We start from the raw sequence: 20937 nt of genomic DNA, 5'->3' as shown, positions 1-20937 counted from the left end.
AGCAACCAACAATGTGGTTAGTTTACGCTAAAATAGAGTTGATCTCGAAACTCATTTACAAGATACAGCCATCGACGCATTCACCTTTGAGCTGATACACTTCAATCATTACGTTTAAACCATAGCGTCGACCCCTTATCAACGCAGGAAACCCATAGTGAGCCAACAAGCGACCTTTTACTTCTACGATTTTGAAACCTGGGGCGCCGATCCAAAGCGCGATCGCCCATCTCAGTTTGCCGGTATTCGTACCGATGCGGATTTTAACCCGATAGGTAAACCCGATATGTGGTATTGCCAGTTGGCGCCGGATTATTTGCCGCACCCGCAAGCGGCTTTGATCACTGGTATCACACCGCAAGTGTGCCAACAACGAGGTCTGCCAGAAGTAGAGTTTATGGGGCGTATTTTGCAGCGCTTTTCCGAACCCGATACCTGCGTTTTGGGCTACAACAGCATTCGGTTTGATGATGAAGTCACCCGCCATAGCCTGTACCGTAATTTTTATGAACCTTACGGCCGCGAATGGCAGCATGGCAATAGCCGCTGGGACATCATCGACATGGTACGCGCTTGTTACGCGTTACGGCCAGAAGGCATAGAATGGCCACTACGGGACGATGGTAGCCCTAGTTTTAAGCTCGAACACCTGAGTAAAGCCAACGGGCTGGAGCATGAGCAAGCGCATGATGCATTATCCGATGTGTATGCCACCATTGCCATTGCCAAGCTGATCCGTACCAAGCAACCCAAGCTGTTTCAGTTTTTGTTCGAACACCGCAAAAAGCAAGCATTGGCCAAATACATTGACCCGGCTAACTTAACCCCACTGGTGCATGTGTCATCCAAGTTTCCTGCCGCTCAGGGTTGTGTCAGTTGGGTGGTGCCCCTGGCGTTTCATCCTACCAATAAAAACGCTGTCATTGCCTACAATTTGCTGGCAGACCCAACGCCGATGTTGGAGCTGGATACGGCCACCTTGCGGCAAAAGCTGTACATGAAAACGGCCGATTTAGCAGAAGGTGAGCAACGGCTTGGCATCAAGCTCATTCATTTGAATAAATGCCCGGTGCTGGCACCAGCAAAAACATTGAGTGAACAACGCGCCGATACCCTGGGCATTGATCGCAGCTTGTGCCGCAAGCATCTCGATATATTACTAGCGCATCGAGAGCTACAACAAAAGGCAGTAGCGTTGTTTAGTGAAGCCGAAGATTTCCCACCAGAGAGCAACCCGGATTATCAGCTGTACCAAGGCTTTTTATCCAAAGAAGACCAAAACAAAATGCAGCAACTGCATCAATTAAACCCAGTGCAATTGGAAGCAAGCCCGCCGCTATTTAGTGATGATCGTTTGAATCAGCTGCTGTTTCGTTTTCGTGCACGCAACTACCCGGCCAGTTTAAATGAGCAAGAGATGCTGCAATGGCAGCAGTATTGTGTTGAGCGCCTGGCTGAGGGACTGGATCAACCACCACTGACCTTAGAAGGCTTTCATCAGCAGTTGGAGCAGTGCGCGCAGGAACACCAGCATGATGAACGGGCAATGCGGATTTTAAAAGCACTGTATCACTATGCTGAGCAGCTATAACCTCGCTTGAGCCGCCAGAGTGATTATTGAAAATAAAGCGGCAGCGAAGTATGGCTTCGCTGCCCCGGGGGCTTAAAGCGGCTGATCTTTATCTGCCAGCCTACGCAGGTTTTCATGAATTTTAAACAACACAATCAACAGCTCACACCAAATGCGAACCCCGATGGCTCCAAAAATCAAAATACCAAGGCCGGCAAAAAAGCTGGTGGTAAACATAGTCCCCAAACCGCTGAGTAAGACCCCAAGCAACAGCAGCCAATAGACAAAGGTAATAATCTTGGGTGTGAGCATGCTGTCAAAAAATAAAATATCTTTCATCCTTTCGTTCCTCGCTTTGTTGTTATTGATCATCATGGTACTGATGGCGACATCACTGTCAGGTTAACCATATGACATCACTATAAAAATGCAAGTAAAAATGTACATGAGCATATACCCGGGTTCAGCGAACCCGAATCAGCTCTGCTTGCATTCCATCCATCATTTCGTATACTGGCCGTCATCAAGTTGCCCTACCAAGCTAAAATTATATGCTAAGGTAACTTGCAAGATAACTTGTCGGAGTGCCCCTCTGGTTGCTTATGCAACAGAAGGAGCTGAGATCGCTAGTGCGAGATCCGTGGAACCTGATTCAGGATAATACCTGCGAAGGGAACAAGATGCGTTACTGTTCATATTGTCATGATTGTATGAGTAACGTACCAGCCATTGTCGTAAGCCGTTGACCATTTACCAAACGTGCCTGCGATGCTGCGCCTTCTGTTCTGCCCCCACTCCAGACAAGCAACCTCATTCATTGATACGGAGCTTGCTATGTCTAACCAAACATCATCCAATACATCAACAAAGACCCAACAACCGCTTTCGAAACGTGAACTGCGGGCCCGGGCACAAGCCTATATCAGCCAGTTGCAAGGTGAAACCTTTCCGAACTCGGTCAGGCGTTACCTGCAGGACGAGCAAAGCGATATTCAGGTGCCAGTACGCAGTATTCAACTGCACCCCACCCAACAAAAAGATGGCACCCTGCGAGAAAACGCACCACTGAATGTCTATGATACTTCCGGCCCGTACGGTGACCCGGAACAATCACTGGATGTGCTAAAAGGCTTGCCCAAGCTGCGACTGAACTGGATCCAACAACGAGCCGATGTGGAAGCATCACCACTGCCCCCCTATCAAGAGATATCACTGGATGAGTGGCATACCGAGTTTAATCATCAGCCGCTGCGCGCCAAAGCTGGCAAAACGGTGACCCAGCTGCACTATGCTCGTGCCGGTATCATCACCCCAGAGATGCAGTACATTGCCCTACGTGAGAATATGGGCCATAGCACAGAGCCGGCTAGCGATGGCGTTCGCACACATCGAGGTCACAGTTTTGGCGCTCGAACGCCGAAAGTGATCACCGCAGAATTTGTCCGTCAGGAAGTAGCCGGGGGTCGTGCCATTATTCCGGCTAATATCAACCACCCAGAAGCTGAACCCATGATCATTGGCCGTAACTTCAAGGTAAAAGTGAATGCCAACATTGGCAACTCCTCGGTCAGTTCCAGCATTGAAGAAGAAGTAGAAAAGCTGGTGTGGTCAACCCGCTGGGGAGCTGACACCGTGATGGATTTATCGACCGGTCGTCGCATTCATCAAACCCGTGAATGGATTTTGCGCAACAGTCCGGTGCCTATAGGAACCGTCCCTATCTACCAAGCGCTGGAAAAAGTGAATGGTAATGTAGAGCAGCTGAACTGGCAGGTTTTCAAAGACACCTTGATCGAGCAAGCAGAGCAAGGTGTTGATTACTTTACTATTCATGCTGGTGTTTTGCAGGAATACATAGCGCTGACATCGAAACGCGTAACCGGAATCGTCTCGCGTGGCGGTGCCATCATGGCGCAATGGTGCCGCATATTTAACCAGCAGAGCTTCTTGTACCAGCATTTTGAAGAAATTTGTCAGCTGTGTGCTGCCTACGATATTTCGTTATCGCTTGGCGATGGCTTACGGCCCGGCAGCATTGCCGATGCCAATGATGAAGCGCAATTTGCTGAACTGCGTACTCTGGGTGAGCTGACCAAAATCGCCTGGCAATACGATGTGCAAGTCATGATTGAAGGCCCTGGTCATGTGCCGATGCAATTGATTGAAGAAAACATGACTGAACAGCTGAAGCGCTGCCACGAAGCACCGTTTTATACCCTGGGCCCACTGACCACCGACATAGCGCCTGGCTACGACCACATCACTTCGGGCATTGGCGCGGCCATGATTGGCTGGTATGGCTGTGCCATGTTGTGTTATGTCACGCCGAAAGAGCATTTGGGCTTGCCCAATAAAGAAGACGTAAAACAAGGGCTGATCGCCTACACCATTGCCGCGCATGCTGCCGATCTGGCGAAAGGACACCCCGCTGCGCAGTTACGTGATAATGCGTTATCCAAAGCGCGATACGAGTTTCGTTGGAAGGACCAATACAATTTATCGCTGGATCCTTTTACTGCTAAAGCCTATCACGATGAAACCCTGAGCCATGAAGGTGCCGATGACGAAGCCTTTTGCTCCATGTGTGGCCCTAAGTTTTGCTCGATGCGGTTAAATCAACAAATCGCTGAGGAAGCCATCGATGCAGGCTAAATCAATACCATTGCAGGCGCCATGCCCCCTGCATGCCATGAGCACAGCCAGACCCATCGTATGGAGTCTGGCTGCCTCTGATTCCGGCGGTGGCGCAGGCCTTCAGGCCGATCTGCTCACACTGCATGATCTTGGCTGTCATGGCTGCACTGTAGTCACCGGAATTACTGCCCAAAACTCTTTGGCTTTAGAGCGGCTGGAGCCGGTTTCCATTGAGATGCTACAAGCACAACTGAACGCATTGACGGACGACTTACCTGCCACCGTCATTAAGATTGGCATGCTGGCCGATGCCAATGCGATTCACTGGCTAATCAACTGGCTAAAGCAATACAAAGAGCAGCATGCCGTGCAGGTAGTAGCTGATCCGGTGCTGGCCAGTAGCAGTGGCTATCAAGTGGGGCATGATGCATTGCTGGATGGCTGGCGCGCTTTGCTGCCTTTTATCGATCTTATCACGCCCAATCTGCCTGAATTGGCTCAACTCAGTGCCCGGCCAGATGCCCCTATCGCTGAGCAAGTGGCTTTATTGCAGGCTCTGGGCTCACAAGCGGTTCTGGTGAAAGGTGGTCATGCTACTGATAGCCATGATGATGGGTTGGTTTGTTCTGGCGCAATCATGCAATCCCACCCAGAGGTGGCTGATTACTTTTTTAGTGACAGCCTCAACTTCAGCATGCACAGCAAACGACTCAATAGCCCGCACCAACATGGCACTGGCTGTGTGCTCTCCAGCGCCATCAGCGCTTTTTTGGCTCAAGGCTACGTGATGGAGGATGCCTTGGTACTGGCGCGGGCCTATATTCAGCAAAGTATTGCTGCAGGCTATGCCACCGGGTCAGGCCCGGGGGCTTTAGGCCATGATGGTTGGCCCTGCTCAGGTCATGTGTTACCTCGCATTCAGATGGAACAACCGCCACTAGCAGTATCATCTCCTTTTGCCGTGCTAAGCTCGGAGCCAGGCGTATATCCGGTCATTGATAGTGTTGACATGCTGCAACAGTTACTGCCGCTTAAGCCTGGCTGTATCCAGTTACGCATCAAAACAGGCAGCGATGGTGATATCGAGCTTGCCATCATGGAAGCCATCGCCCTGGCTAAAAAGTATGGTGTCCGTTTGTTTATTAACGACTATTGGCAACTGGCAATTGAGCATGGCGCCTATGGCGTACATTTAGGGCAGCAAGATTTAGAAACTGCTGATTTGTCAGCGATTCAGGCAGCAGGATTACGACTTGGCTTATCCAGCCATGGCCCCTTTGAGCTGGCAAGGGCGCTGCAACTGCAGCCCTCTTACATTGCATTAGGACATATTTTCCCAACAGACACCAAGCAGATGCCTTCCAAACCTCAGGGGGTGAAGCGCTTGGCCGATAGCATCGCCTTATGTGGTGGTACCCCCACTGTCGCTATTGGTGGCATTGATCACCATCGATTCGCACAAGTCTGTCAGACCGGTGTGCACGGGGTTGCCATGGTCAGCGCCATCACCAGGGCCAATAGTCCTTCAGAGGCACTGCATTCCTTTAAGCAACAATGGGAGCAACAGCGTGCGTATCATCGTTAATCAACAACCTCAGCAATGTGACCACCAGTGCACTTTACAACAATTGGTTCAGCAACTGGATATCAACCCCAATGGGCTGGCTCTGGCGGTGAATCAACAAGTAATTGCCAAACGGTTATGGTCAGAGCATGCGTTGCAGCCAGATGATCAAGTGGTTGCCTTTCAAATTGTCACCGGAGGCTAATATGTTCACCATTGCCGACATCACACTACATAGTCACTTATTGATGGGCACCGGCAAGTTTGCCAGCGCCAGACAACTCACGGAGACCGTTAAAGCATCAGGTACCGAGCTGGTCACGCTGGCATTAAAGCGGCTAAATTTACAGCAAAAAAATGATGATATTTTGGCCCCGCTACAGCAACTTGGTGTGCGCCTGTTACCGAATACCTCTGGCGCAAAAACAGCAGCAGAAGCCATTTTTGCTGCTGAATTGGCACGGGAGGCGTTAGATACCCATTGGCTAAAGCTGGAGATCCACCCGGATCCACGTTATTTAATGCCCGATCCTATCGAAACACTGACTGCCGCTACCGAGCTGGTCAAACGCGGATTCGTCGTATTGCCTTACTGCTCTGCCGATCCCGTTCTGTGCAAGCGGTTAGAAGATGTAGGTTGTGCTGCTGTGATGCCATTAGGCGCACCCATTGGCTCCAATCAAGGGCTACAAACACTGGCAATGCTGGAGCTTATAATTGAGCAAGCCAATGTACCAGTGATTGTCGATGCCGGCCTGGGTGCTCCTTCTCATGCGTGCCAGGCTCTGGAGATGGGCGCATCTGCCGTACTGGTCAATACCGCCATTGCCAGTGCCGATGATCCGGTACAAATGGCGCAGGCCTTTCGCTTGGCCTGTCAGGCCGGAGCTTTGGCCAGACAGCATGGTTTAGCAAATAAGGGCGGATCCGAGGGTAGCAGCGCAGTAGCCTCCAGCCCCATGACTGAATTTCTGGAGGCTTTGTGACGCCAGATTTTTATGCCCTTTGGCAGCAACAAGACTGGCATGATGTGCAGATGCATAGCATGGCATTTAAGCGGGAGGATGTCGAAGTCGCGCTGCATAAAGCACAACGCAGCATCAGTCACAACAGCCAGCTCAAACTGACTGATTTTCAAGCCTTGCTCTCGCCAGCCGCCGAACCACTGCTGGTAGAGCTGGCTACTACCGCACAGCAGTTGACCAGACAGCGCTTTGGTCATACCCAACAACTATTTGCGCCCTTGTATTTATCCAACTTGTGCGCCAACGAGTGCAGTTATTGTGGCTTTTCGATGAGTCAAAAGGTCAAACGACGGGTATTAACGGCAGCAGAGACAGAGCAAGAATGTCAGGCTTTGAAAAACATGGGGATAGACCAAGTACTGGTGGTCACTGGTGAACACGAGCGCAAGGTCGGCATGCCCTACTTTCGCCAGATGCTGCCACTGATCCGTCGCTATTTCAGCAGTGTGATGTTAGAGGTGCAGCCACTGCATCAGGCCGATTATGTCGAACTACGCCAACTCGGGGTCGATGCCGTGATGGTGTATCAGGAAAGCTACCATCAACCGAGTTATCAGCACTATCATCTGAAGGGACAAAAAGCTGATATTCGCTGGCGGCTGGAGTGCCCGGATCGTTTGGGTCAGGCAGGTGTCGATAAAATTGGTCTGGGTGTTTTATTTGGTTTAGCCAACTGGCGCACCGATGCTACCTTTTTGGCCATGCATCTGCTGTACATGCAACAACGCTATTGGCGCAGCCGTTATTCTTTATCGGTGCCCCGGATTCGCCCCTGTTCCGGCGGCATTGAGGTGCAACACCCGCTGCAGGATAAACACTTTGTGCAACTGATCTGCGCGTTTCGGCTGTTATCACCAAGCCTGGAGATCAGCTTATCCACCCGCGAACGAGCCGGGCTACGCGATCAATTGGTCCCTATTGCTATCACCAGCAGCAGTGCCGGTTCCAGTACCCGGCCAGGTGGTTACGCGGTGGATCCGGAAGCATTGGAGCAATTCAGTATTGATGACAACCGCAGCCCGGTTCAATACCAGCAACGTCTGCAACAATTGGGGTTGGCACCCGTGTTAAAAGACTGGGACTTGTATTTAGGGCGTGAAACTTAATTAATCGGCGTAATAATTTGGGCGCAATCATGCGCCCCTACATCAGGGGTAAGATTTCACCCACCATCCGGAGGGGCGCATGATTGCGCCCCACAGGCACCGATTTGGATTTTAGGATGCAATCATGCGCCCGAACGACAGGTTGATGGTTAGGGCACAATGATGTTTTCCGGTGAATTAATTGCCTTGCCCCAGATCCAGACCGGCTTCTTGTAGCATTTCCAGCAGCTGTGGTTGGTATTTCTGAGCCATGTTCATGCCAATTTGGGCGCCCTCAGCAAACAATTGCGGCATTAAATCAACGCTTTTGCTGCCTACCGGTGAGCGATAAAACACCAACAGTTCTTTGATTTCGTCATCGCTAAAATGTTTTTTATACAGCTCTGCCATCGGGCCTTTCATTTCATCCCAACTCATATACGTGCGAGTCCACTCAACCAGTACTGGCTCGTATTGCGCCAACATCGGATTAGAAGCAGACATAGCCTGCACCATTTGCACTTGCATCTGTGTAATTTGATCTTTACCACCAAACACATCCAGCAACTCATGAACTGGCTCTGCTTTTAACGGAAAACACAGCAGCATCACACTCAAAGCCAATGATTTTTTTAACATAATTGCTCCAAAATAAATGTTTTAATTGGAAAAAATAACTGATCAGCTCATCATAGGCAATGTTTTAAAACAAAATCAGCTATCATTTCAATAACAATTGCTTGGGTATAACATCAGTAGAGGCAAAACCATCCATGAAGATCGTTGAAGTAAAACACCCACTGGTTCGTCACAAAATAGGGCTACTCCGTGCTGCTGATATCAGTACTAAGCACTTTCGAGAGTTGGCACGCGAAATTGGTAGTTTGCTTACCTATGAAGCGACCACCGATTTACCACTGGAAAGCATTACCATTACTGGCTGGAATGGGCCAGTAGCGATTGAACAAATTCAGGGCAAAAAAGTCACCGTCGTGCCTATCTTACGAGCAGGGCTAGGTATGATGGATGGCGTACTGGAGCACTTACCCAGTGCCCGTATCAGTGTAGTGGGCATTTACCGGGATGAAGATACTCTGCAACCTGTGCCCTACTTCCACAAACTGGCGCCAAAGATTGAACAGCGTCTGGCTATTGTGGTCGATCCCATGCTGGCGACTGGTGGCTCGATGATTGCCACCATCGATTTATTGAAGCAACAAGGCTGCCAGCATATCAAAGCCTTGGTACTTGTGGCAGCTCCGGAAGGAATTGCAGCCCTGGCCAGCGCACACCCCGATATCGAGCTATACACTGCAGCCATTGATCAGCAATTGAATAAACAAGGCTATATTTTGCCGGGCCTTGGTGATGCTGGTGATAAACTGTTTGGTACCAAATAATTTCAAGCGGCCAAACGGCAAAAAAGTGCCAGTAGTAGGAAACAACGCGCAGTAGCTGATTGCTTTTTAAGCGATGTGATCGCATCGACGCCTTATTTGGCGATCTGGCTCACCCTTTGCATCACTTTAATTTCACAAGTTGTTCTTATTCACCATGCAGTACCTAACATGGAGCACTCATTATGCTAATTTCACCATATGGCCCGGATACAGACCCCAGCGCACTCAAGCAGCGGCTGTTGGAAGGGCGCGATCAAAGCATTCAACCCTTGCCCATTTCAAAGCTAAAAGAAAAGCATGACATTCAGCCACAACCGGTTGAGCCACCTCGGCCAACACCGATCCCTGAACCCGATCGAGTCACTTTGACCCTGCCTGCTCAGATGAGTGATGGCTTAAATCTTACCTACCGACCCGATGGCACCCTACCCGAGCCCCCTGCAGTACAAGAGGATTATCTCGGCCAAATCATGCAAGCGATGACCGATGCGAAGGTTGGTTTTGATCGAGAAAAATATGAAGAACTGCAGGAAGAAATTGATGCTATTTTAGCATTGGAAGATCCTTCCGAGTCGGATCTGGCTAAACTTGACGCTCTGCAGGATCAGCAACAGCAGCTCATTAAAGCTGGAGCTGAGCGCATGGCTGAACACGCCATCAACACAGAAAAAGTTTAGTTTTTGACACTTGCGGTACGATGGAAAAGCTGGCATCGTGCCGCCATCTACGGTTTATTTGATGTAAGCAAACGTGAATTTACTTCCCTGGTCTTTTCATACCCACTATGGCTTTACCATTCGTGGTTACCATACCAAACCAAGCGGAAAACCAGTCTTACATGTGTTGCATGGCAATGGTTTTTGCAGCCGCATGTATCAACCCATGTTGCAGTTGCTGACCGATGATTTTGACTTATTTTTATCGGATGCTCAGGGGCACGGTGACAGCGATCACGGTGGCCCGTTCGTCGGTTGGAATGAAAGTGCTGAATTGGCTCATCAAGCTTGGCAGGCGCATCGTCACCTTTTTGCCGATGTCCCTCATGCCGCAATTGGTCATAGCTTCGGAGGCGTGCTGACCGCATTGAATAACGCCGCCTACCCGGACCAGTTTAAGCAGGTGATTCTATTGGATCCGGTGCTATTTACCCCAGCCATGCTAACCAGCATGCAGGCACTCAGTATGGTTCGACTGTACAAGCGCAATCCCTACGCACGTAAAGCACTGCGCCGCCGCCAGCATTGGCCTGATCAACAGCAAGCACGGCAGTATTTGCAGCAACGTGCTTTGTTTAAAGAGTGGCATCCGGATGCATTAGCCGCTTACATCGATCATGCCATGGCTTCATCGGACCATGGCATAAGCCTGAAGTGCCAGCCCTCGCGAGAAGCAGAAATCTTTGGTAGTTACCCTAAAGGATTATGGCAACAGTTAGCTTTGCCATGCGCGCCCACCACGGTGCTGTATGGTGATCGCAGCTATCCCTTTGTTGGTAAAGCGGTTCAACGTTGGCAGCAGTTAAATCCAGCACTGGATGTGCAGCAAGTTCACGGTGGGCATTGCTTTATGCAGGAGGCTCCCAAGCGGACAGCTGAGCGCATTCTCACGAAACTAAAGACGATAAAAACCACCTAAGCAACCTGAGTCCTCAAGCTCGCATCTTGAGGCGACTTGGGTATATAATTGCCTCAATTCTGTTATAGGGACAATCTGGAGTTCATCCCATGAAAAAAATTGCTAGCGGTCTTTTTGTCACCGCATTGCTGTCAGCGTGTTCCATGCAGCCAAGCATGAAGCCATCACCTGAGGGCACCAGCACCGTGGTTCCTATCGAGCAGACCGATATCGATGAAGTGGCGAATAATGATGTCACTCAGTCGTTGGCCACTGACTTTGAGATGATTTTCATCGATCAGGATATGAGCTTCACGGGAACCTTGCCTTGTGCCGACTGCCCGGGCATTGCTTTTCATCTGAATTTGTATCGGGATGGCCGTTTTGAAATTCGTCAGGAATACTTAGAACGCAATCAGATCTTACTGGTCAAGGGCACCTGGCTGCTGGAACAACGCACCTTGCACCTGATGAACCAGCAGCACACGCTTCCAACCTTCCAGTTTGTCAGTAATCGCCGCTTAACCATGCTCGATATGGCCAGTAAACCTATTGTTTCCAGCATGAATTACCATCTGGATCGCAGCGATCGATTGCAAAGCATTGATACACGGCGCCCCATGCTTGGCTTATACCGTGTCAATGGTGATGAAGCCAGCTTTACCCATTGTGAAACCGGAGAGCGCCATAGCGTCGCCATGACACAACATCACATGCCGATGCTGCGTAACTATCGTCAAGATGAAGCCTTACAAGGCGAAGCGGTAGTAGCCACCCTGACCGGACGTATCGGCAATGGGCAGGATAGCAAAACCCTGTTTATTGATCAGTTTGAGCAATTTTGGCCGGGCGCAAAGTGTCCTGAATTTCATGCCCCGGGCTCTGTACAAGGGGTGGTATGGCGTGCAGAAAAATTAGCCGACCGTTATGTGCCACAACAACTGAATGTGCGTGTGCTGTTTCGTGATAACAACACCTTGTATGGCTTTTCTGGCTGCAATAACTTTCATGCCAGTTATCGTCAGCGAGCCAATACACTGCAGGTCAGTTCATTGGCCATGACACGTAAACACTGTGAAGAAAGTAGCCTTATTGAGAGCGAGTTTACCCAAGGTTTGCAAGAAGCGGATCGGGCCGAAGTAAACGGCAATGCCTTACAGCTATTTAAAAATAATGAAGTCATTATGCAATTGCTGCCAGCCGCTAATTAAGCGCTGATGAAGCTATAACAAAAACGCCGGGCAGTCTGCCCGGCGTTTTTTATGCGATATAAAACTGCATTCCTGAAGTTTTACATCTCTACAGTTTTACATTTCGACTATGGGGTAACCCAGTGCTTCCAGCTGAGGACGCACCAACTCCACATCGCCCACGACCACAATGACCATCTCTGCTGGATCAAGATACTGAGCCGCCAACTCATTAATGCGCTGCTGACTAATGGTTTCGACTATGTGGTTACGCTCACGGGTGAACTCAGGGCCGGCATTAAACTCCTGCATCTGAGCCATAAAACCTAGCTTGGCATTCGGTGTTTCATAACGTAACGCTTCGGATTGATTCACTGCGCTGCGCATAAAGGCCAGTTCCTCATCCGTAATACCATCGGTGCGAAAACGGTTTAGTTCATAGATAAACTCTTCAATGGATGCCGCAGTGACATCAGCACGTACCGAAGCAGATGCGGTAAAGACACCAGCAAATTCATTGCCTGAGAAACCACTTCGGGCGCCATAGGTATAGCCTTTATCTTCGCGCAAGTTTAGGTTGATCCGGCTGTTGAAGTTGCCTCCCAGGACAAAGTTCATCAAGTAAGCCTCATAAAAATCACCGGTTAGATCGCGCGTTAGTGCGCGACGACCGATACGGATTTCTGAGTGAGGCGAGTCGTCTTTGTGCACTAAATATACCGTTGCTGTATCGACTTCAGGCCAAGGCGCTTCAAAGGCCAAAGACTCGGCACTGCCTTGCCAATCACTTAAGAAGCTGGTTAAAACAGGAGTCAACTCAGACTGTGATAAGTTACTCACAGCGATGAGTGAACCGCCAGCTGGTTTAAACTGTTGTTGATAAAACGCCTGAACATCCTGCAACGTCATGTCAGTGATGGTATCGATGGTGCCACCACTCGGCATCGCCATACTATGATCACCATACATCAATTGGCGATAAGCGTTACTAGCCAGGTAGCCACCATCTTTCAAACTGTGCTCAAGACCTTGCAATTGTTGTTGTTTAAGACGATTGAAGTCTTCCTCAGTAAAGGCAGGACGACGCAGCTTCTCTTCCACTAGCGCCAGTGTTTGAGGCAAATTCGATGTTAAGCTGGAAACAAAGACATTAATATCTTTATCACCAGCACTGATCCGCACAGAACTCCCCAGCAACTCAAGCGCCATACTCATGTCTTCAGTGCTGTAATTTTCAGTGCTTTCGTTCAGCATCGACGCCAGCATAGATGCCAGACCCGCCTGCTCAGTTGTGTTGTAATAGCTTCCGGCTGGGATCTTCAGCAATAGTGAACTGGTCGGTGTTTCATCATTCTCAGTGGCCAGCACCTCGATGCCATTGGCCAGGGTCATGCTCCAGGTATCTGGCACCATCACTGCAGGATTGGCCGCAGCTTCAGGTTGAATGCTGCGATCGAACGTATCGGTGGCACGGCGCATCGGCAAATCAGCTAACTTCGATTCAGTTCCATCCACCTCAGGATCATAAACACGAGGAGTATAATTATCTTCCGCAGCAATCAAGTGTGTCTGGCCGCGCGGCACCACACTCATAATGACACCTGGCTTATCTTGCACATACTGGCGATACACACGCATGACATCGTCTTCAGTCACCGATTGATAAGCTTGTAAAATATCAGCAATACGATCAGGTTGGTTAAAAAAGGTTTGGTTATAAGCCAATTGGCTCACTTTGCCAGCTACACTTTGCAAACCAAAAATACTGCGTGCTTCAATGGCGGCAATGGCCCGATTTAAATCATCATCATTGACTCCCCGCTCTTCTATCGCCGCCAGATTCTGCCGGATAATGGCTTCAATATCAGCCAAGTTTTTACCCGCTGCCGGATGAGCCAATGCCATCATAGTGAAATTACACGCCAACTCCATGCAGTTGTGCCCTGCGCTTGCTTGCACAGCAAGGCTTGGCCGAACCAAGCTTTGATACAACATGGAGTTATTGCCGGATCCAAGAATATCAGCCAACACATTGAGTGCCGGTGCATCAGGGTGGCCAGCATAGACCGTAGGCACACTGATAAATACCAGTGGTAAATGCACGTTATCTTCCATCGAAATATAGCGATTTTCCTGCAGTTGCGCCGGTGATTTAGCCATAGCCTCTACTTCAGGCCCGCGAGGGATGGAGCCGAAGTATTTTTCTGCTAACTCAAGCACTTCTTTCGTGGTCACCGCCCCACCAATGGTCAGAGTGGCATTGTTAGGGCCGTACCAACGCAGGAAAAAGTTTTTCAAATCGTCCATGGTAGTGCGATCGATATCATCCATATGGCCGATCACTGGCCATGAGTAAGGATGGCCGAACTCATACTTAGCCTGAGACACGCGCTCCCATAAACGACCATAAGGGCGGTTATCAACCATCTGGCCACGCTCATTTTTAACCGTCGCCTGCTGAATATCAAATTGCTCTTGGGTCACGGCATCAAGAAAGAAGCCCATACGGTCGGCTTCTAACCACAACATTTTTTCCAGTTGATTGACCGGTACCGTCTGAAAGTAATTGGTGCGATCAGCATTGGTGGTGCCATTTAAGGTACCTCCTGCCTCAGTTACAATACGAAAATGCTCTTCATCCGCCACGTTTTCAGAGCCTTGAAACATCATGTGCTCAAAGAAATGAGCAAAACCAGACTTGCCTAACTCTTCACGCGCAGAGCCGACATGGTAGGTCACATCGACGTGTACTAAAGGATCGGAGTGATCTTCATGCACAATGACTGTCAGTCCATTGGCCAATTCAAACTTCTGATACGGAATGGCTACAACATCACCTTGGGGTTGATGCTGCTCAATAAAGGTTACACCGGCTGGCAACGAACCACTCGGTGCTTGCTGGCTACTACAAGCCGTGATACCGGCAGCAACCACAAGGGCGATGTTTAATTTGGATAATTTCAAAGGGCTCTCCATACTATTCTCAGTTTAAACAGACTACACAATAAAAGCAGATTCAATAACGACGGTTTAATGACGATAGTTCAATAAAGAAAGCATACTGCGCTACCACAGCACTGCGCTCCATTGCTGTACTTAACCACGCTCGATGATCACAGTGGCGGGCTTACAAAATCGCAATTATTTAATCACAGAGCTTTTAAGTTGTTAAGGTTACAATGTGTAACAAAGTACAACTGAGTTTCAGCTTTAGTTCATTGCCTGTTCAGAATCTTATAGGTATGCTGAATTGAATCAATCGATTATGGGTTGCTATGCGTCGATTTCTACGGATTGCCAGTTTGACACTTACCGTGCTGCTTTTTTTGCTGCTGGCCCTGTTCTTTTGGCTGCAACATCAAATCAAACAACTTCCCGTACAGCAGTTAGACTATCAGATCCAATCCATTGGTTGGAAACAGCTGCAACTGGACTACCTGCACTTTGAAATAATGCTGGAACAACAACCGTTGAATGTGCAGTTACAGGATGTTCAGCTAAGCTGGCTGTGGCAAAATTTCCGCCCTCAATTGCAAGTGCTTGAACTGCAACAGTTGGTGATGCAGCTAGCTAACTTTCCTACGCCTACTGAAACAACAACAGCAGATAAAGCGCAATGGCAGTTACCCCAAGACTGGCAGTGGCCTGCCTGGCTACCACAGCAAACACGAATTTCGCAACTTGAGATGGACTTACCCTGCGGCGGCAGTCGTTGCTTATATGCAGGTAGCCTGCAATTAACTCAAGATGACAATCTAACCGCGCAACTGCAGCTGCAGGATCCCAGCCAATCGATGAATGAACAAATAAAGGTGCATCTTGTCTATCGGTTGCAGCAAGAATGGCCGGAGCTGGCGCTGCAATTGAGTGTTGCCGACTGGTTGGAACTACAGTTTGACAGTGCCTTGGTACAATACAACTCAACGGAAGATGCATCAACAGAGAATGTCCTGACAGGACAAGCCACAGCTGAAATCATGGAGCAAACCCAATGGCAAGGCGAGTTGGATCTAATGGTTCAGCCCCTGCCCGACTGGCTGCTCAGCCAACTCGAGCGATGGCAACTTGAGTTACCCGACTCTTGGCTGGAGCAGTTCCAACAACCCGTTTCCGCCAGCAGCAACTGGCAGTTTGTGGTGCCGGCAGAACTGACTCAGCAAGCATGGCAGCAATTGACTGGTGATTGGCAGTTGCAGCTCAGTAGCCCAAGTCCAATGTATTTACCCACCATTGGCTTACTGACTGCCGAAATACAGGCTGAAGCGCAATTCCATCAGGGACAGTTAGCGCCTTTTAGGTTAGCCGCAGGTGGACAATTGACTGAGTTGGCGTGGCCTGAGGCACTTCATCAAAGTGGCGTGAAGCCGCAAAGTTTCTACTGGAGCCTGAGCAGCCAACAAAGTACGGCGTTAAGCCTGGAAGCCTTGCCACTTCAACTACGCCTCTTTTCGGCTGATCAACACTATCAGCTGGTCGCCGCTTTTGAACTAGACCTGTTAAAACAGCATGCCACCATTGAGCAGCTGCAGGTAAAGCTACGGCAAAACCAGCTTCAAATCGACGACTGGAAACTGAATGCGTTACAACTAGATGCAGAACTAACCGGTTACCTCTCTGGCAAAGCACTCTCATTACAAAGCAAAAAACCAATTCGTCTCCAAGCAGCCTTGTCGAATGCTGAACTAGAACTGCTAGTGCCTCGCCTGGAGTGGCTGTGGCAGGAAGTAAGCTTGCAGCTAGCGGATATCGGTACCGAACAAACGCAGCTCCAGATGAATAGTCAACACAGCATCCATGCCGAACAGCTGCAACACCCATTGCTAAAGCCGCTAGACTGGCACTGGCAAGGCAAGCTATCTGCTGTTCAAAGCCCTCACCAATGGCAAGCAGATATTGGGGGTATGCTGGAGCTTTCTTCTGGCCTTGAATTGCAGCAGAAGCTTACTGCCAATTCGACACAGCTACAGCTGGAATGGCAACTGGCTGATATTTTTCTCCTGGCGGGCAATACCTTAGCAACCACGATGGCTGACTGGCCTGAGCTACTTACTTTACAGCGCGGCAGAATTCGTCATCAGGGACAGCTTAGCTTGTCATTGAGTGATGCCAGTTGGCAACTTCATAGCGACAGCAATCTAGTCGATGTGAGTGGTTTTTATGACACCACTACCTTTACCAGCCTGAGTAGCCAACTTCTACTTGAAGCCGATACCGAGCAGTTGCAAATAACAACGCCCGGCTTGAAGATAGAGCAGATAGAACAAGGCATCGTAGCCGGACCATTGAGCGTAGCTGCTCAGTATCAGGCCTATTGGGATACCCCGTTGTCTGGCCGTCTGCAACTGCTAGAAAACCAACTGGGGCTATTTAATGGCCGTGTTAGTCTGCCACAGCAAAGCTACGATCTCAGCCAGTCCGAATGGACATTGTTACTTCAGATTGAACAGCTTGATTTGCAGCAACTGCTGACCCAGCATCCAACCTCTGATCTTACCGGTCAAGGCTTGATCAATGGTCAGGTGCCACTGGTTCTGTCGGGTAAAGGCTTTGAGGTGGTTCAAGGGCAACTTAAGGCAGCAGAGCCTGGTGGCCAGCTCAGTTATCGCTCGCCACAAGCTCAGGGCATGGCAGCCAGTAACCCGGGTATGAAGTTAATTATCAATGCGCTGGATGATTTTCACTACACCGTACTGGATACTGAAGTCAGCTACACTCCAGATGGCAAATTGATTTTAGCATTGCGGCTGCAAGGCCGTAATCCAAGTTTGGAGCAAGGACGGCCTGTTCATTTTAACATTACCCTGGAGGAAGATATTCCGGCACTAATCACCAGTTTACAGCTGACCAATCAATTAAATGACGTTATACAAAAACGGATCCAGCAACGGTTACAGCAACCGTAGCGGCTCTAGGGAGGAAACACCATGCATCACAAAATCGTTGTACCGCTCATATCGTTGGGCTTATTCGCTCTGACTGCTTGCACGCCGACCGTGCAAGTAGCGGCGCCCAGTGAACCCATTACCATCAATCTGAATGTGAAAATTGAGCATGAAATCTTGATCCGGGTAGACCGTGAACTTGATCAGTTGTTCAGTGATTCCAGTGGCTTATTTTAAGGAGAGCACCATGAAAACATCCGCATCTTTTCGCACCCTGATGGCATGCCTACTGTTGCTGATTGCAATGCCTGTACTGGCCATGAATTTACAGCAAGCCATGAATGCTCTGGGTCCGGCCAAAGAGCAAGGGCTAATTGGTGAACAAATTAATGGATACCTTGGCACCGTTCAGGATAGTGCTGAAAATCGTCAGATCGTCGAGCTGATTAACGATGCCCGCCGCGCTGAATATGCACGTATTGCACGCGACAATAACATTGCCGTAGCTGATGTTGAAGCTCGTGCAGGACAGCGAGCTATTGAACGTACACCCACCGGTCAGTTTATTTTGCTGGATGGCCAATGGGTTAGAAAACGTTAAGCTTGCCTACCCCATCGGCAGATAAGCCTGCCGATGGCTTGTTGTATCCTCAGCTAAACATTTAATATGTTTTATTTAAGAGCTCTTGCTATTTTCCATCATTGGTCCAATATAGTGTTTATCCTCCGCCTGTTCTGCAGGCGGTTTTTTTATGTGACAGGAGATAACCATGTCGGACCAACCTGCGATTATTCTTTCAAGTGTGGACTACGATCGCCTTGATGGCCTGTTGGCAAAAGTCAAAGAATTAAGCCCGGTTCATGAGCAATTGTTGCTGGAAATGGAGCGTGCCACCTTAGTGGAACCAGAGCAAGTCCCAGCAGATGTAGTAACGATGCATTCAAAAGTTCGCTTTAAGCTAAAAAGCAGCGGTAAAGAGTTTGAGAAAACACTATGTTACCCGCATGAGCTTGAGGCAATCAGCGATGGCCTCTCGATTTTTGCACCGGTTGGTGCCGCTTTAATTGGTTTATCGGTGGGGCAGCACATCGATTGGCCGATGCCGGGTGGTCAGCTGGATCAGGTTGAAATTATTGAACTGGTCGATCAACCAGAGCGCAAAGGCGAGTACCACCGTTAGTTTCAGCAAGCTTAAGGTAGCTTATGCTGCCTTAAGCTTCAGAATTAGCAGGTTTAAGTGTAACAGTTGTAACACGATTACCTACCAACTCATCAACCCGTATCACCGTTGACCCAATACTGAACTCCTCTTTCTCTGCCAACTGGTCAGGTAACGATTTTTTCGCCAGATCTTCCAATGTAAGATCGGATAACTCATGCGGAAAATCAAGTTCATAGCACCATTCAATATCACTGACTGTACTCGCACCTTTCAATCGTAACTCCTTGGGAAAATTGCTGGCGGTAAAACCGCGCTCTGAAAATACTTGCTCAAGCATTGGTTTAAACTGGTGCTTTACTACAACAAACAAATTATCTCCAGCCTGTAACACTGTTGAACCTCTTGGTGGGATCACGTTGTCAGAACGGGTGATCATGGCAACTACCACGCCTTCCGGTAAAGCCATTCTGGCCAAACGACGATCAACGGCTCTTGATCTCGGTGATAAGGTGTATTCGACAATTTCTGCATCCACATCACCTAAAGAAGTGATCTCCAGCGTTGCCGCTGGTTTAGCGGGTACATCTTCAAGCAACCGTAGGCGTTTTGCCACCCAGGGTAATGTCGAACCTTGCAAAGTTGCCGAAATCAATACAACAAAAAATACCACAGTAAACATCAGGTCTGCATTCGGTAAACCATACATTAGAGGGAAAATAGCCAAAATGATTGGCACTGAGCCTCGCAATCCAACCCAGGAGACAAGAGTAAGTTCACGAAGATTAAATCCAAATGGTTTAAGCAGCGGGAACACTACTAATGGTCGAGCGATAAAAATCAACACCGCAGCAATCAATAACCCCTGCCACCACACCTCCAAAAGTGAACTTGGATTGATTAAAAGTCCTAACATAACGAACATCGTGATTTGACTGAGCCAAGCCAGGCCATCATGGAATAAAAAGGTGGTTTTCTGGAAAGCAATACGCTCATTGCCAATCATCACACCGCATATAAAAACTGCCAAAAAGCCACTACCACCCAAGTTTGCAGCAAGTCCAAAAGCAAGTAAGCCTGCACTGGTTACCAACACAGGGTACAAACCACCGGTCTGCAAATGAATTCGATTTACCAACTTGATGGTTAGAAAACCCACAAGCAATCCTACCAATACCCCTCCACCCATCTGCAGAACAAAAAGCTGCAACAAGCCGATACCTGGTTCTAGTTGATTAACTATAATTTCCAATAAAGCTATGGTGAGAAAAATCGCCATTGGATCATTGGATGCACTTTCAATTTCTAATGTTGATTTCAAACGGAGGCTCAGGTTGATTCCAGCATTACGCAGCAATGAAAATACCGCTGCAGCATCAGTCGAACCAACGATAGCTCCTAATAACATGCCTTCCCAAATAGTAATTGGCAGCACAAAGCTGGCAGCATAACCGGTAATGATCGCTGTAAAAAAAACGCCAAAAGTAGCCATCAGTGACGCTGGCTTCCACACCTGCTTAATCGCTTTGAACGGTGTTTGCAAACCACCGTCAAACAAAATTAGCGCCAAAGCCAAAGTTCCCATGGCATGGGCATACTCAGGGCTGTCAAACACCACACGGCCAAGACCTTCTTCACCAGCCAGCATTCCAATCAGCAAAAAAAACACCAGCATTGGCATACCAAGACGAGCCGACAGTTTACTCGATAAAATTCCTAATAAAACTAAGACTGCTCCAAGCAGTATCAGCTGATCAATCAGAAACATAAATACCCATTATAATAATTAGCCAACCAGAACATAGCTTCAATT

At 48.9% G+C, this 20937-nt stretch carries 18 protein-coding genes and 1 riboswitch; of the genes, 14 read left to right on the top strand and 4 right to left on the bottom strand.

Annotation, left to right across the window (positions count from 1 at the left end; all coding sequences use genetic code 11):
- Nucleotides 1-157 precede the first annotated feature (157 nt).
- A complete protein-coding gene (gene sbcB / locus Q3O60_RS11305) occupies nt 158-1591 on the top strand; it encodes an exodeoxyribonuclease I (RefSeq protein ID WP_305894041.1) in 1434 nt (477 codons plus the stop codon).
- Nucleotides 1592-1663: 72 nt separating this feature from the next.
- Here the strand turns inward: sbcB and Q3O60_RS11300 are convergent, their stop codons facing one another.
- Nucleotides 1664-1909, bottom strand: coding sequence for a DUF4282 domain-containing protein (locus Q3O60_RS11300; protein ID WP_305894040.1), 246 nt, complete (start codon nt 1907-1909; stop codon nt 1664-1666).
- A gap of 231 nt (nt 1910-2140) precedes the next feature.
- Nucleotides 2141-2262: riboswitch (TPP riboswitch) on the top strand.
- A 142-nt stretch (nt 2263-2404) separates the two neighbouring features.
- Here Q3O60_RS11300 and thiC point away from each other — a divergent pair.
- From thiC to thiH, 5 genes are read left to right on the top strand one after another with little or no spacing between them, the layout of a single operon-like run.
- On the top strand, nt 2405-4222 hold the full coding sequence (gene thiC / locus Q3O60_RS11295; protein ID WP_305894039.1) for a phosphomethylpyrimidine synthase ThiC: 1818 nt from the start codon (nt 2405-2407) through the stop codon (nt 4220-4222).
- The gene (gene thiE / locus Q3O60_RS11290; protein ID WP_305894038.1) at nt 4212-5789 is read left to right on the top strand and encodes a thiamine phosphate synthase; all 1578 of its coding nucleotides are present in this window, start codon (nt 4212-4214) and stop codon (nt 5787-5789) included. The genes thiC and thiE overlap by 11 nt, the downstream gene beginning before the upstream one ends.
- Nucleotides 5773-5973 (top strand): sulfur carrier protein ThiS, encoded by a 201-nt coding sequence (gene thiS / locus Q3O60_RS11285; RefSeq protein WP_305894037.1) that lies wholly within the window; start codon nt 5773-5775, stop codon nt 5971-5973. The genes thiE and thiS overlap by 17 nt, the downstream gene beginning before the upstream one ends.
- A gap of 1 nt (nt 5974) precedes the next feature.
- The gene (locus Q3O60_RS11280; RefSeq protein WP_305894036.1) at nt 5975-6754 is read left to right on the top strand and encodes a thiazole synthase; all 780 of its coding nucleotides are present in this window, start codon (nt 5975-5977) and stop codon (nt 6752-6754) included.
- Nucleotides 6751-7899, top strand: a complete 1149-nt coding sequence (gene thiH, locus Q3O60_RS11275; protein ID WP_305894035.1) for a 2-iminoacetate synthase ThiH — start codon at nt 6751-6753, stop codon at nt 7897-7899. The genes Q3O60_RS11280 and thiH overlap by 4 nt, the downstream gene beginning before the upstream one ends.
- Nucleotides 7900-8076: 177 nt before the next feature.
- Here thiH and Q3O60_RS11270 read toward each other — a convergent pair whose 3' ends face one another.
- Nucleotides 8077-8517 carry a DUF2059 domain-containing protein gene (locus tag Q3O60_RS11270; RefSeq protein WP_305894034.1) on the bottom strand — a complete coding sequence of 147 codons (441 nt, stop codon included), beginning with the start codon at nt 8515-8517 and terminating at the stop codon, nt 8077-8079.
- Nucleotides 8518-8651: 134 nt separating this feature from the next.
- On the opposite strand from Q3O60_RS11270, the gene upp reads away from it, so the two are divergent.
- From upp to Q3O60_RS11250, 4 genes are all read left to right on the top strand, one after another.
- The gene (gene upp, locus Q3O60_RS11265; protein ID WP_305894033.1) at nt 8652-9278 is read left to right on the top strand and encodes a uracil phosphoribosyltransferase; all 627 of its coding nucleotides are present in this window, start codon (nt 8652-8654) and stop codon (nt 9276-9278) included.
- A gap of 182 nt (nt 9279-9460) precedes the next feature.
- Nucleotides 9461-9955: a hypothetical protein gene (locus Q3O60_RS11260; RefSeq protein ID WP_305894032.1), complete on the top strand. Its 495-nt coding sequence runs from the start codon at nt 9461-9463 to the stop codon at nt 9953-9955.
- 73 nt (nt 9956-10028) lie between these two features.
- A complete protein-coding gene (locus tag Q3O60_RS11255) occupies nt 10029-10913 on the top strand; it encodes an alpha/beta hydrolase (RefSeq protein WP_305894031.1) in 885 nt (294 codons plus the stop codon).
- Between the two features lie 89 nt (nt 10914-11002).
- Complete coding sequence (locus Q3O60_RS11250) at nt 11003-12103, top strand: copper resistance protein NlpE N-terminal domain-containing protein (protein WP_305894030.1); 1101 nt, start codon at nt 11003-11005, stop codon at nt 12101-12103.
- Between the two features lie 96 nt (nt 12104-12199).
- Here Q3O60_RS11250 and Q3O60_RS11245 read toward each other — a convergent pair whose 3' ends face one another.
- On the bottom strand, nt 12200-15058 hold the full coding sequence (locus tag Q3O60_RS11245) for a M16 family metallopeptidase (RefSeq protein WP_369812662.1): 2859 nt from the start codon (nt 15056-15058) through the stop codon (nt 12200-12202).
- A 299-nt stretch (nt 15059-15357) separates the two neighbouring features.
- On the opposite strand from Q3O60_RS11245, the gene Q3O60_RS11240 reads away from it, so the two are divergent.
- The 4 genes from Q3O60_RS11240 to rnk all read left to right on the top strand — a co-directional run bounded on the left by Q3O60_RS11240 (nt 15358) and on the right by rnk (nt 19145).
- Nucleotides 15358-17985, top strand: a complete 2628-nt coding sequence (locus tag Q3O60_RS11240; RefSeq protein ID WP_305894028.1) for an intermembrane phospholipid transport protein YdbH family protein — start codon at nt 15358-15360, stop codon at nt 17983-17985.
- A gap of 21 nt (nt 17986-18006) precedes the next feature.
- The gene (locus Q3O60_RS11235) at nt 18007-18201 is read left to right on the top strand and encodes a YnbE family lipoprotein (protein ID WP_305894027.1); all 195 of its coding nucleotides are present in this window, start codon (nt 18007-18009) and stop codon (nt 18199-18201) included.
- A 10-nt stretch (nt 18202-18211) separates the two neighbouring features.
- Nucleotides 18212-18565, top strand: a complete 354-nt coding sequence (locus Q3O60_RS11230; protein ID WP_305894026.1) for a YdbL family probable chaperone protein — start codon at nt 18212-18214, stop codon at nt 18563-18565.
- Between the two features lie 169 nt (nt 18566-18734).
- A complete protein-coding gene (rnk, locus tag Q3O60_RS11225; protein WP_305894025.1) occupies nt 18735-19145 on the top strand; it encodes a nucleoside diphosphate kinase regulator in 411 nt (136 codons plus the stop codon).
- A 31-nt stretch (nt 19146-19176) separates the two neighbouring features.
- On the opposite strand, the gene Q3O60_RS11220 is transcribed toward rnk, so the two are convergent.
- On the bottom strand, nt 19177-20892 hold the full coding sequence (locus Q3O60_RS11220; RefSeq protein WP_305894024.1) for a potassium/proton antiporter: 1716 nt from the start codon (nt 20890-20892) through the stop codon (nt 19177-19179).
- Nucleotides 20893-20937: the final 45 nt, after the last annotated feature.

The organism is Alkalimonas collagenimarina (genome assembly GCF_030717845.1).
GTDB lineage: Bacteria > Pseudomonadota > Gammaproteobacteria > Enterobacterales > Alteromonadaceae > Alkalimonas > Alkalimonas collagenimarina.
The sequence above is the reverse complement of the archived record's forward strand: the minus strand, read 5'-3'. Positions and strand labels throughout refer to the sequence as shown.